Origin of the sequence: Kocuria nitroreducens, assembly GCF_042879195.1 — a bacterium.
GTDB lineage: Bacteria > Actinomycetota > Actinomycetes > Actinomycetales > Micrococcaceae > Kocuria > Kocuria nitroreducens.
In genome coordinates, this window is sequence record NZ_JBHZTC010000024.1 from 1 (window position 1) to 13282 (window position 13282).

General features: G+C 68.9%; 9 protein-coding genes and 1 tRNA gene. 4 read left to right on the forward strand and 6 right to left on the reverse strand.

What is annotated here, in order from left to right:
* Window positions 1-157: 157 nt before the first annotated feature.
* Complete coding sequence (locus ACFYE1_RS14960; protein WP_387744491.1) at window positions 158-1078, reverse strand: chitinase; 921 nt, start codon at window positions 1076-1078, stop codon at window positions 158-160.
* Between the two features lie 804 nt (window positions 1079-1882).
* On the opposite strand from ACFYE1_RS14960, the gene ACFYE1_RS14965 reads away from it, so the two are divergent.
* Window positions 1883-4234, forward strand: a complete 2352-nt coding sequence (locus ACFYE1_RS14965) for a bifunctional polysaccharide deacetylase/glycosyltransferase family 2 protein (protein ID WP_387744495.1) — start codon at window positions 1883-1885, stop codon at window positions 4232-4234.
* A gap of 74 nt (window positions 4235-4308) precedes the next feature.
* On the opposite strand, the gene ACFYE1_RS14970 is transcribed toward ACFYE1_RS14965, so the two are convergent.
* The 5 genes from ACFYE1_RS14970 to ACFYE1_RS14990 form a co-directional block, all read right to left on the reverse strand.
* The gene (locus ACFYE1_RS14970; protein WP_387744498.1) at window positions 4309-5289 is read right to left on the reverse strand and encodes a ribose-phosphate diphosphokinase; all 981 of its coding nucleotides are present in this window, start codon (window positions 5287-5289) and stop codon (window positions 4309-4311) included.
* Window positions 5290-5291: 2 nt separating this feature from the next.
* Complete coding sequence (gene glmU, locus ACFYE1_RS14975) at window positions 5292-6866, reverse strand: bifunctional UDP-N-acetylglucosamine diphosphorylase/glucosamine-1-phosphate N-acetyltransferase GlmU (protein WP_387744501.1); 1575 nt, start codon at window positions 6864-6866, stop codon at window positions 5292-5294.
* Window positions 6867-7008: 142 nt separating this feature from the next.
* A tRNA-Gln gene (locus ACFYE1_RS14980) sits at window positions 7009-7081 on the reverse strand.
* Window positions 7082-7143: 62 nt separating this feature from the next.
* The gene (locus ACFYE1_RS14985; protein WP_387744504.1) at window positions 7144-7911 is read right to left on the reverse strand and encodes a hypothetical protein; all 768 of its coding nucleotides are present in this window, start codon (window positions 7909-7911) and stop codon (window positions 7144-7146) included.
* Between the two features lie 275 nt (window positions 7912-8186).
* Entirely contained in the window at window positions 8187-9254 is a 1068-nt protein-coding gene (locus tag ACFYE1_RS14990; RefSeq protein ID WP_387744507.1) for a calcium-binding protein, read from the reverse strand.
* A 248-nt stretch (window positions 9255-9502) separates the two neighbouring features.
* Here ACFYE1_RS14990 and ACFYE1_RS14995 point away from each other — a divergent pair, with 248 nt between their 5' ends.
* From ACFYE1_RS14995 to ACFYE1_RS15005, 3 genes are all read left to right on the forward strand, one after another.
* A complete protein-coding gene (locus ACFYE1_RS14995; protein WP_387744510.1) occupies window positions 9503-11344 on the forward strand; it encodes an ABC-F family ATP-binding cassette domain-containing protein in 1842 nt (613 codons plus the stop codon).
* Between the two features lie 129 nt (window positions 11345-11473).
* The gene (locus ACFYE1_RS15000) at window positions 11474-12205 is read left to right on the forward strand and encodes a hypothetical protein (RefSeq protein ID WP_387744513.1); all 732 of its coding nucleotides are present in this window, start codon (window positions 11474-11476) and stop codon (window positions 12203-12205) included.
* 54 nt (window positions 12206-12259) lie between these two features.
* A complete protein-coding gene (locus ACFYE1_RS15005; RefSeq protein WP_387744516.1) occupies window positions 12260-13087 on the forward strand; it encodes a phosphotransferase in 828 nt (275 codons plus the stop codon).
* Window positions 13088-13282 lie beyond the last annotated feature (195 nt).

The following is a 13282-nucleotide window of genomic DNA, read 5'->3' on the forward strand; positions in this document are numbered from 1 at the left end:
GAACGCCACAGGCACTCACCACCGCTGGAAGCTAGCCACCATGACTGGAAACCAGGCTGTAGGTCAGGTCAGGATGTCACCTAATCGTGCGGCAGTCCCATCTACGCCCGGGACCGGGTGGGTCTCGGCCTGCCTGACACCTGCGTAACAGGGTGGATCATTCCTCGAAGCCTTGGCTCAGAACCTCGGTGAAGTCACCGGGTTGCTGCTGAATGCCACTACACAGGTCGGTCGCCTCCCGCAGATCTCGCTGCTCGGAGCCACAGGACCGGTCTCGGTTGAGGGACCAGAAGGAGAGACGCCCCACACCCTGTTCCCGGGCGAAACGGTTCAGTTCTTCAGCGGCGCTTTGGTCGACGACATTCTCGCGGATGTCGTTCTGGCCGATCATCGGGGTCAAGCCCATCCGGTTCCACACCAGGTCGTCGGACAGCTCCTGCCCCGCGTGCGCATAGAGCTCCTTAATCTGCGACTGGGCCGACCGTGCCGCCGTCACGGATGTCTCAACCATCTGACCCCGGCCGGAGGCGTTCTCCCCGAAGTTCATGATCATCAGATTCACCCCCGCTAGTTCCACCCCCCCGTTCAAGAGTTGGGCCACTACGTCCTGGGAGTCCTCATCCAGCCCCTGCGGGCCCACGGGAAGAGTCGCCCAGACCCGCAATGGGTCGTTCTTCGGACGATCCTCCTGCAACCGGAGGACGGCCTCTGCCCGTCGCTGGTTGGCCTCGCGGTCACCGAGATCGTCCATCTCAACGTCAAAGTCCACGGTGTCGAGTTCGTAGCGGTCGATCACTGTCCGGTAGGCGTCGTACAAGGCCGCGGAATCCTCGCAAGCAGTGGACAGCTCATCCTCGGCCGCACCGCCGAAGGACACCACCACGTCCTGACCGCTGTTGCGCAGCTGCGTGATCTGCTGGTCGAGCCTCAGTTCGGTGGCGGCCTCCTGGAGCGTGAAGTATCCGCCCCAGGACGGTGTGCACGGCTCCTCCGGATCCGCCACCACGAACCCCAGAATGGGGCGACGGAGCTCGGCACTCGAGCCGAAGTCGAAATAGGGATAGGCCGTGGTGTTCACGTATCCGCCGAACCAAGGAGTATTGCGGGTCGGAGCGGGTTCCCCGCACGCCGCGAGCAACGCGGTGCACAGCACCGTGGGTATCACCAGCCGCGCACGACGGTGTCGCCGTACTCGCGTCCCGGACCGACCCATGACTTGTCCCCCATCCGACGTGCCGATCACATGGGCCGTGGCCGCCCCCTGGGAATGATAGAGGCTGAATCGAGGAAACTTCCAAGACAGCCACCCTTGGCGTTATGCCCAACGAGACCCTGGTGGACGGTATGCGTGACGCGGAGGCCGCACTATTCTCTCCTCGGCACCGGCGCGACCATCAGCCGTCGAGGCGCTTTGCGCGCAGCATCGGACGGACCCGCTCAGCGGGCATTGAGTGACCCAGCCCTCGTCGACGTAGCGCAACGCACCGCATCATCGTCATACAGCCGTAGCACTAGCAATTGGAAGACCCACAAATGTGGGGACAAGAACCCAATGATATGTCCCCCTAACCATGGTTGTTCACGGACATTATCTACCGTTCCGTACTCGTGACACCGCCTAGATGCTCGGATTCACATCCGTACATATATGTACGAAGGTTTTTACTGTCGACCTTTTGTATGCATGTGAACTTATGCAATAGCACAGTGCAACTGCCACCCTTGGCTTGTCGGTTCGTCCGGGGGGACGAGACGACTGATCTGTCAGAGGGACGGATCGATGTCCAGGGGGAATGAACGTTTTATGGCCGATCCAGTGGGGGACCGACAGCATCCGCGTCGTCGACGCGCCGAACGGACGGGCAGCACTGTAGCCCCGCCGGTGTTTTTCGATCCGACCGGCAAGCGGTGGTCCCGGATCCTGGCGACCCTGTTGGTGCTGCTCGTGGCCGTGGCCGGTTTGGTGTCCTGGATCCTTCCACAAGCCATGGCTCAGACCTGGGACGTGCCCCTGAACCAGGACTCGGGGTATCCCCGCGAGCTGCTGGCGACCGGTGACCCCGAAAACATTCCGCTGCTGGGCAATTCCACCAACCCGTACTCGCGCATCAGCTTGGTCGAAGAGGTCGACGGGGAGACCGTGCTTACGGATCCGTTCAGCGACGAGGTCTTTCGCACGGTCAACGAGGACGAGAAGGATGTCATCGGCGACAGCCCGTACGTCATGGAACGCTTTGGTCACCTCACCGACCGGCAGCTGTTCATCACCTTCGATGACGGGCCCGACGCCGAGTTCACCCCGCAGGTCCTCGACGTCCTCGCCGACGAGGGCGTGCCGGCCACGTTCTTCAGCATCGGGACCAACGTGGTCGAGAACCCCGAGGTCTTCCAGCGCGTGATCCGGGAGGGGCACATGGTCGGCAACCACACCATGACCCACACCACGGTATGGACCGAAGACCTCCGCAATCGGCAAGAACTCATCGGCACCGATCGTGCCATGCGCTCCGTGGCCGGCTACGGATCCCACTTGTTCCGTCTGCCCACGGGTGACCCGGACAACAAGTCCCTGCCCATTTTCGAGTCCCAGCAACTGGGGTACCTGCACGTGGACTTCGACCTCGACACCCGGGACTGGAGTTATGAGCCCGGCGAGGAGGTCCCGGTCCCGCGACTCGACGGCAAGGGGCACATCGTGCTCATGCACGACGGTGGCGGGGATCGCACCGCCACGCTGGAGGCCCTGCGGGAGTTGATCGCCGAGGCCAAGGCGGAGGGTTACACCTTCTCCACCATGGAACCGATCCTCCCGGAGGAGTATCGCCCCGTGGCCGATACTGAGCCAGTAATGGCCGATGACGCCACTGCCGTCGCCATCGCGGGGGCAACTGTGGCTCCGGGCGTCATCATGACGTGGTTGTTCTGGTTCGGCATCGGGTCCCTGACCCTGATGTCGGCCCTGTACGTGGTGTTGGCCCTGATCGGGGTTCGCCGGCAGAAGCGTCGGGTCTGGCGGGAGATCCCCGAGACCGACCTGCCCCTGGTCTCGGTGATCCTGCCCGTCTACAACGAAGAACCCGTGGTCGAACGCACCCTCTCCGCCCTGGCCGCCAGCGACTACCCCAACCTCGAGGTCATCGCCGTCGACGACGGCTCCACCGACAACACCTTGGCCATCCTGCGTAACTACGCCACCCGGTGGCCGACCCTGCGGGTGCTCACCCAACCCAACGCCGGCAAGTCCATCGCCTCCAACCACGGCATCATGACCGCCCGCGGGGAGATCATCGTCACCCTCGACGGAGACACCCTCTTCGAACCCCAGACCGTGCGGATGTTCGCCCGCCACTTCTACGACCCCACCGGCAAACGCCCCGTCGGGGCCGTGGCCGGGCACGTGAAGGTCGGCAACCGCACCGGGATCCTCACCATGTGGCAGTCCCTGGAATACATCTCCGGGATCTGCGTCACCCGCATGGCCGAATCCGTCGCCGGGGCGATTTCCATCGTCCCCGGGGCGTGTGCGGCCTGGCGCAAGGACGCCCTCCAAGCCGCCGGCGGCTACTCCCACGACACCCTCGCCGAGGACGCCGACCTCACCATGACCCTGCAGAAACTCGGGTACGCGGTGGTCCAGGAGAACCAGGCGGTGGCCTGGACCGAAGCCCCCATGACGGTCAAGGGCCTGGCCAAACAACGCCTGCGCTGGACCTACGGCAACCTCCAGGCCCTGTGGAAGCACGCCGGAATGCTCTTCCGTCCCCGCTACGGCGCCCTGGGCATGATCGCCCTGCCCTACACCATGTTGGCCACCGTCATCCCGCTGCTGTTCCTGCCCCTGACCGTGCTAATGGCCGTCCTCAACCTCGCCGCCGGCAACTGGCAGGCCATCGCCGCCTTCGCCGGCTTCGTCTTGGTCATTCACGCCGTGATCTGTGTGATCGCTGTCCGGATGGTCAAGGAGTCCTGGACCCACCTGCTGATCGTGCCGGTCTACCGGATCATCTACGAACCCCTGCGCGCCTACCTGCTTTATGCCTCCCTCATTCAGGCGCTGAAGGGCAAGATGATCGGCTGGTACAAGCCCGAGCGCACCAACAGCGTGCTGGACCTGTCCGCCCTCGGCGAAACGACCGCTCCCCCGGAACCGGTCCATGCAACAGCGCCTGTCTGCCGGACGCTTTCCGCTGAGTCACCAAATGCTGAGTCACCAGCTGCACCCGGTACCGGGTAGGCCTGAAAATGGACGAACCCCCTCACAGCGTGCTGTGAGGGGGTTCGTCGTCGTCGACCGTTTCCGGGGCCAGGTCAGGACCTGCCGTCGAACAGGCTGGTCACGGAGCCGTCCTCGAAGACCTCCTGGATGGCGCGGGCGATGAGCGGGGCGATCGAGAGGACCGTGAGGTTCTCGAACTGGTGCTCCGGGGGCACGGGCAGGGTGTCCGTGACGACCACCTCGATGGCGCCGGACGTGGACAGCCGCTCCACGGCGGGGTCGGAGAACACGGCGTGGGTCGCGGCGATGATGACGTCCTTGGCGCCCCGCTCGCGCAGCACCTGCACGGCGCCGGAGATCGTCCCGCCCGTGTCGATCATGTCGTCGATCAGCACACAGGTGCGGCCCTCGATCTGCCCCACGACCTCCTTCGACATGGCCTGGTTGGGCCTGGTGATGTCGCGGGTCTTGTGCACGAAGGCGAGCGGGCAGCCGCCCAGCAGCTCGGTCCACTGCTCCGCCACGCGCACGCGCCCGGTGTCCGGGGAGACCACGGTGACGTTCTCGACGTCGACGACGGAGCGCACGTGCTCCGCCAGCAGCGGGATGGCCATCAGGTGGTCCACCGGGCCGTCGAAGAAGCCCTGGATCTGCGCGGTGTGCAAGTCCACGGACATCAGCCGGTCGGCGCCGGCGGTCTTGTACAGGTCCGAGATGAGGCGGGCCGAGATGGGCTCGCGGCCGCGGTGCTTCTTGTCCTGCCGGGCGTAGGGGTAGAACGGGGACACCACGGTGATCGACTTCGCAGACGCCCGCTTGAGGGAGTCGATCATGAGCAGCTGCTCCATGATCCACTGGTTGATCGGGGCCGGGTGGGACTGGATGAGGAAGGCGTCGGTGCCGCGCACCGACTCCCCGAACCGCACGTAGGTCTCGCCGTTGGCGAAGTCGTAGGCGTCGGTCGGGATCAGCTCCGTGCCCAGCTCCGAGGCGATGCGCTCGGCCAGCTCCGGGTGGGCCCGCCCCGAGACCAGGACCAGCTGCTTGGCACCTGCGTTGGTGATTGCGGTCATTGTTACTCGCTTTCCTCAGTGGTGTCCCCGGCCGTGCCCCGCGCCGTGGTGCCCGCGGCCGTGCCTGCGCTGGAGTGCTCGGTGGTCCCGGCTGCCTTCGTGGCGGCGCCGTTGCCCAGGGCGCGGGACGCGGCCTCGGCCGCGGCGGTGCCGGGGCGGTGCTCCACGACCCAGTTCTCGACGACCCGCTGCGCGCCCTCGGTCAGGGCCAGGGCCCCCGGCGGCACGTCCTTGCGGATCGTGGTGCCCGCGCCGGAGTAGGCGCCGTCGCCGACCTGCACGGGTGCCACGTACATGTTGTCGGAGCCCATCCGGACGTGGTCGCCGATCACGGTGCGGTGCTTGCGCACGCCGTCGTAGTTGACGAAGACGGAGGCCGCGCCGATGTTGGAGTGCTCGCCGATGGTGGCGTCCCCCACGTAGGACAGGTGCGGGACCTTCGAACCGGTGCCGATCCGGGAGTTCTTGGTCTCCACGAACGTGCCGATCTTGCCCTCGTCCGCGAGCACCGTGCCGGGGCGCAGATAGGCGAAGGGGCCCACGCTCGCGCGGGGTCCGATCACGGAGCCGGAGCCGTGCGTGCGCACCACGTGGGCGCCCGGGCCGACCTCCACGTCCGTGAGGGTGGCGTCCGGGCCGACGACGGCGTCCTCGCCCACCCGGGTGCCCCCGTGCAGCTGGGTCCCCGGCAGGATCGTGGCGTCCGCGGCGATCCTCACCTGCACGTCGATCCAGGTGCTGGCGGGGTCCACGATCGTCACGCCGTTGCGCATGTGCGCCTCGAGGATCCGGCGGTTGAGGTGGGCGCCGAGCTGGGCGAGCTGCACGCGGTCGTTGGCGCCCTCGACCTCCCAGCGGTCCTCGATCTTCAACGCGTCCACCGCGTGGCCGGCCTCGCGGGCCAGCAGCGGGACGTCGGTCAGGTACATCTCGCCCTGCGCGTTGTCCGAGGTGACCTTCGCGAGGCTGTCCCGCAGCACGTCGGCGTCGAAGGCGAAGATCCCGGAGTTGATCTCGGCGACCGCGAGCTCGGCCTCGGTGGCGTCCTTGGCCTCCTTGATCTCGCGGAACGAGCCGTCGGCGTCCCGCAGGATCCGGCCGTAGCCGCCGGGCTGCTCGTGGTCCGCGGTGAGCACGGTCACGGCGTTGCCGCGCTCCTCGTGGTGGGCGACCAGCATCCGGAGGACCTCCGGGGTCAGCAGGGGGACGTCGCCGTAGGTGACCACCACGGTGCCGGCCAGCCGCTCCTGGGCGTCGAGCGCCTCCACGGCCGACTGGACCGCGCGGCCCGTGCCGGGGACCTCGTCCTGGTCCACGACGAGCGCCTCCGGGTCCTGCTCGAGGACGTGCGGGGCCACGAGGTCCCGCTCGAAGCGCACCACGGCGGCCAGCCGCTGCGGGTGCAGGCTCCGGGCGGCCACCAGGCAGTGCCCGACCATGGAACGACCCCCGATCCGGTGCAGGATCTTGGGGGTCTTGGACTTCATGCGCGTGCCCTTGCCGGCGGCCAGGACGATGACGGCGGCGGGCCCGACGGCCGCCCCCGGACGGTGCGCAGGGGTCTGGGGGGTGCTCACGGCGGGATGCAGCTCCTCGGTCGTCGATCTGAGAGAGGAGCCGGTGGGCTCACCGGCTCCGGCCCTGTTCCGTCTCACTGGTTCGTGCGCTCTTCAGCTCGGGGACTCTCGAGCTTCCGGGCTTTCCGGCGGGGTGCGGACGTTCCGCCTCTAGGACTCGAACCTAGACTCCACGGCTCCAAAGGCCGGGGTGCTGCCGATTACACCAAGGCGGAGCACCGCCGTGGAACGGCAGTGGTGCACGCAGTGCACAGGCAGTCACCCTACCACTCGGGCGTCAGGCCCCGGCCGCTCCGGGGCGCCCCAGGATCACGATGATCCGGCCCGTGGCGGCGGCCTCCCGCAGCTCCGGGACGGCGGCGAACAGGTCCTCGACCGTGTCCTCGTCCACCCCGGAGACGACCAGGGGCGCGCGGTCCAGCAGCGGCCGCATGCGCTCGAACGCGGCGGCCGGCCCCTCCCCCGCCTCGGAGGACGCGGCCACGTTCCAGGCCACGGACGCCAGGTAGTGCGAATCCATGTCCAGGTTCCCCGCCTCCCGGGCACGCTCCAGGTACTGGACCAGCTCCACCTCGTCCGCGGTGGCGCCCTCCGTCTCGAGCAGCAGGTGCACCCGGTGGGCCGAGGCGGCCTCGGCGAGCGCGGCGAGCATCGAGAAGATCCGGTCCTCGCTGCGGCCCCGCCCGCCCATGCCCGCCCGGGGCACCACGAGGTACTCGGCGCCCACACCGGCGGCCAGGGACAGGTGGTCGTCGAGGACCGCGATGACGCCCTCGTCCGGGATGTCCTGGTCGATCGAGATGTCCGCCCGGAGCATCAGGGGGTCGGCGCCCGCTCCGCGCAGGGCCTCCCCGACCTGCCGCTGCGGCACCGAGCCGAGGTGACGCCCGACCAGCTGGCCGGGGCCCGCCGGGATCTCCACGGGTCCGGGGTGCTCCGTCACGGCACGGACGGCGGTCTCCAGGTCCGTGATCCCGTCCAGCCTGGTGCCCAGGGGACGCGTGCGCGCGGTCGAGGAGGATCGCTCCGTCGGGTTCTGCTCCATGACCCCTATGCTCTCACCCGAGCTTGATCCGCCGCTGAGGAATTTCTGTCCGCACATCCGCCCTCACCCCGCCGAGCCCCCACATTGCGGGCCCCACGCCGCCGATCCCCCGGATGTCGCCCGCCCCATACGCGCCGAGCCCCTAGTCCTGGCCCAGTTCCCCAGGAATGCTCATGGGGAACTGGGCCAGGACTGGGGGCTCGGCGGATGTGCTGCCGGTGGCGGCAGTGCATCACGGGTGCGCGAGCACCACCGCCACCGCTGCGCTGCAGGGGTCACGCCGCTGATGAGGGAGCCTTGATCCGCTTGACCACATCGCAATTGAGCACGGTGTCACCGCCGTCGGCCTCGCACTTGTCGAAGCCCTGCTCGCCGTTCAGGTAGTCGTTGAAGGCCACAGCGTCCACACCGTTCAGGGTGTCGTTGCCGGTGCCACCGTAGTGCTTGTCCTTCCCCGCCTGCCCGTGGAGCTTGTCGTTTCCGGCGTTGCCGTACAGGGTGTCGTCGCCGGCACCGCCGTAGAGGGTGTCGTTGCCGTCTTGACCCCACACGGTGTCGTCGCCGTCCTGGCCGAGGAGAACGTCGTCGGCGAGACCACCCATCAGATAGTCGTTGCCGGATCCGCCGTACAGGTGGTCGTTGCCGTCCTGACCCACGAGGACATCGTTCCCCGTACCACCGAGCAGGTAGTCGTTGCCCGGCCCGCCATCCAGACGGTCGTCGCCCCCCTGACCGTGCAGGGTGTCGTTGCCGGCCTCTCCGGACACGACGTCCCTGTTGGTTCCTCCGTAGACCACGTCGTTCCCGGACCCGGTCTTCACCTGCGAGGGCCGTGTCACGGACGTCAGTCTCACGGTGTCGTTGCCACTTCCGGAGTCGACTTGGACGGATCCCACGCCCGCCGCAGCACACCTGATGGCGCTGTTGCTCAACTTGGCGCACTGGTTGCCGGCGACCACGGAGTCGCCAGTGTCCGTGACCCTGTAGTAGGCCTTGCCGCCCTGGACGTAGGGAGTCACGGTGATGTTGTTGTTCTTCCCGGGGCTGGCCGCGATCTTCAAGACCCCGTTATCCACCGCCACGCCGGTGCTCACGGCCTGGGCCGGCGCGAATCCCACGAAGAGCGTGGATCCGGCCAGGACACCGGCGGCCAGGACTCCGGCGAGCCGCTTGCGCGGTGATGTCCGGCCTCCCTCGCCGTCGGGACACGTGGTCGATGCATTGGACTTCTGTGTTGTTTCCATGATGGTGCCTCCGCTATTGCTGGATTTCCCCTGCTGCGCCTGATGACGCCACCTACAGCATGCGGAGACATGTACTCGCGGCGCGTCCATCCCCAGCATGAGGAACCGGCTACACCCGGGGATGCATCGCCGGATAGTGACTGGCCTCCGCTCTGCGGCTCGGCCACTTGCGCCGAGGCCCCAGTTCCGTCGCATTTCCCCATGGTTCAGCGTGGGGAACGGCGAGCAGGTTGGGGAGGCAGCGCATAAGGCCTCGGGAGGGTGGGGACTCGGCGCACCACGGCGCGGGAGGGTGGGCACTCGGCGCAACGGCCGAGCGCGGGTGGGCACACGAGTACCCTTGACGGGTGGCACATCTACTCGGCGGCGAGAACCTGCACCTGGAATTCCCCACCAAGACGGTCTTCGACGCCGTCAGTCTCGGCATCGACGAGGGCGACCGGATCGGCATCGTGGGCCGCAACGGCGACGGCAAGTCCACGCTGATGAAGCTGCTCGCCGGACGGCTCCGGCCGGACGGGGGCCGCGTGACCGTGCGCTCGGGCGTGCGCGTCGGCATGCTCGACCAGGCCGACGCGCTGGAGCCGGAGCTGACCGTGGGGCACGCCGTCGTCGGCGACCGCGAGGAGCACGAGTGGGCCGGGGACGCGAAGGTGCGGGACGTGCTCGGAGGACTGGTCAAGGACCTCGACTGGGAGGCGAAGCTCGGGGAGCTCTCGGGCGGCCAGATGCGCCGCGTGGCGCTCGCCGCGCTGCTGGCCGGGGACTGGGACGTGATCTTCCTCGACGAGCCCACCAACCACCTGGACGTGGACGGCATCACGTGGCTGGCCCGCCACCTCAACAACCGCTGGCCGAGGAACCAGGGCGGCCTGGCCGTGGTCACCCACGACCGGTGGTTCCTGGACGCCGTGTGCACCGACACGTGGGAGGTGCACGACCGGACGGTGGAGCCCTTCGAGGGCGGCTACGCGGCGTACGTCCTGCAGCGCGTGGAGCGGGACCGGCAGGCCGCCACCGTGGAGTCGAAGCGGCAGAACCTCATGAAGAAGGAGCTGGCGTGGCTGCGCCGCGGCGCGCCCGCCCGCACGGCCAAGCCCAAGTTCCGGATCGAGGCCGCGAACCAGCTGATCGACGACGTCCCGCCGCCGCGCGACACCGTGGCCCTGTCCCAGCTGGCGGTCTCCCGCCTGGGCAAGGACGTGGTCGACCTGGAGAAGGTCTCCGTCTCCTACCCCACCGAGGAGAACGGGCCGCGGGAGGTGCTCCGGGACGTGACGTGGCTGATCGCCCCCGGTGAGCGCACCGGCATCCTGGGCGTCAACGGCGCGGGCAAGTCCACGCTGCTGGGCCTGGTCACCGGGGAGGTCCAGCCCACGAGCGGCCGGGTCAAGCGCGGGAAGACCGTGAAGATCGCGACCCTGACCCAGCAGCTGTCCGAGCTCGAGGACGTGGCCGAGGACCGGGTCTCGGACGTGGTCGCCTCGAAGCGCACCACCTACCTGGCCGACGGCAAGGAGATGACGCCGGGCCAGCTGCTGGAGCGGCTCGGCTTCACCAACGAGCAGCTCGCCACCCCGGTCAAGGATCTGTCCGGCGGGCAGAAGCGGCGGCTGCAGCTGCTGATGATCCTGCTCGACGAGCCGAACGTGCTGATCCTCGACGAGCCCTCCAACGATCTCGACACCGACATGCTCACCGCCATGGAGGACCTGCTCGACACCTGGCCGGGCACCCTCCTGGTGGTCTCGCACGACCGCTATCTCCTGGAGCGGGTCACCGACCAGCAGTACGCCGTGATCGACGGCCGCTTCCGGCACCTGCCCCGGGGCGTGGAGCAGTACCTGGAGCTCGCCTCCCAGTCCCGCACCGGCACCGCCGCCGGCTCCGCGAACGCCTCGAACCCGCTGGCGGCGACGGGGGCGCCGTCGCCGAACGGGACGACGCCGGACGGCGGGCCGAAGCTCTCCGGTGCGCAGGCCCGTGCCGCGCAGAAGGAGGTGGGCTCGATCGAGCGGAAGCTGGAGAAGCTGTCCACCCAGGTCGACACGCTGCACGCAGAGATGGCCGCACACGACCAGTCCGACTACACCGGCCTCGGCGAGATCACCGCCCGGCTGACCGCGGTCCAGGACCAGATCGAGGAGCTCGAGCTGCGCTGGCTCGAGCTGTCGGAGGATCTGGTCTGAGCACTCCGTCCGGGGACCGGCGGACTGCTTCGTGATGCAAACGTTAGGTCACCTCCGCAAACCCTGTGCCTAGCGTGGAAGGGCCAGCACCGGACGGCCCACGAAACCGGGCCTGATCAGGAGGTTCTCATGACCCGCCGTACCCGTTCCGCACTGTGCGCCCTGAGTTCCGCGGCGCTCGTCGCCACGTTCACGGGCGGCCCGGCCACCGCGGCCGCTCCGCATCCCGCGCAACCCGTCCCCCGTCCCGCGCCCGCCGCCCCCGTGCAGGAACACGGACAGGGCGTGCAGGTCGTCGAAGCCGTGGATCTGCCGCTGGAGGTCACCCAGGCGGCCGACGGGTCGCTCGTGGTGACCCACCCGGCGGCTCTGAGCGATGCCTCCAGGCAGGAAGTCAGCCACGGTCTGCCGGGAGGCGGGAGCGCCATGGCTGTCACCGACGGGAACCGGGCCCTGATCCCGCTCGCGGGGGACGGCACGTACGAGATCCGGTACATGGACACCGACTACAGCCGCCTCGCCATCCTGGGCATCGGCCAGGCCGCGGCGGTCGTCGAGGACGGCCGGCTCATCGGGGTCAGCACGCCCTCCTACCCTCGAGGCCAGGAGGTCGCGCTGTGGCAGGCCGGCCGCGCCGGCGTGCGGATCGTCGTGCCGGCGGAGACGGTCCAGGAGGTCCACTGGGCGCTGGCCCGGGACGGCATCCCGGTCCGGCTCAACACCGACCACCTGCCGGTGACCGTGGTGCACGGCCTGTCGGACGGTCACTACGCGCTCCAGGCCACCACGAGTGACCAGCCGGGTCCGCTGACAGCCACCACCATCACCTTCACGGTGGAGGACGGCTGGATCGTCCCCTGAGCGGCCACGGACCGCCCGGCGGCGCGAGACCGCCCGCGAACCACCTGGAGTTCCGTGCCGTGGCCGTGCTCAGCGGCCCCGGCATGGGACCCGTCCTGGAGGTCGCCCTGGCCCCGGCCGGTCTTCTCCTCCGCCGTGCCCGCGGAGCTCGCCGAGGTCTCCTACCGGCCCACCCGGCGGGCGGTGCTGCGGGCGGTCCACGAGTCGCAGGTGCACTATCTCAAGGTGCAGCGGCAGGGCCGGGCCGCGGCCCTGCACGCCCGGCACCGGATGCTGCTCGAAGCCGGGCTGCCCGTGCCGGTACCCTGCGGCGACCCGGTGCAGGACGTCGTGGTGCTCCGGCAGTTGCCGGGCACCCCGCTGGCCGTGTCCGTGAGGGAGGACGGCGCCGCCGCGCTGCGCCCCGAGCACGTGCTCGCGCTGCTCGACGCCCTGCCCGCCGCCGCGCTCGACCTGCCCGCCCGCGTTTCCTGGACGGAGCGGGTCCTGGACTACGGCCACGCGGCCGCGGTGGCCCTGCCGGAGGAGCGCGAACGGATCGAACGCATCGCCGCCGCGATCGACGAGGCCCGCCGGGAGACGGCCCCCGGCCCGGCGGTGCCCGTGCACGGGGACCTCTACGAGGCCAACCTGCTCGTGCAACCGGGAGCGGACGGCCCCTTCGGCCCGGTCACGGGGCTGCTGGACGTCGACACCGTGGGCCCCGGCCACCGGGTGGACGACCTCGCCTGCTTCGTGGCGCACCTGGCGGTCCTGCCCACGGTCCACGACCGCTACGGGTGCGCGCCGGCCGCCGCGGCGCGCATGCTCGCCGGCTTCGACGCGGTCGTGGACGCCGCCGCGCTGCGCGTCCGCTGCGCCGGGGTGGCCCTGCCCCGGTGACGGGCGCCCTCCGCTCGGGCGGCCCGCCGGACCGGGCGAGGCGCCGCCTGAGCATTGCGGAAGGGTTCTTCCTGACAGTCAGCTGACTCAAAATGCATGTCATCTGCGGTCGATCAAGCCGCCAGCATTGATTTGCATCTGCATACCGGGGACATTGTCACCATGGTCGATGACAGGGTTCCCGGCAACTCAACA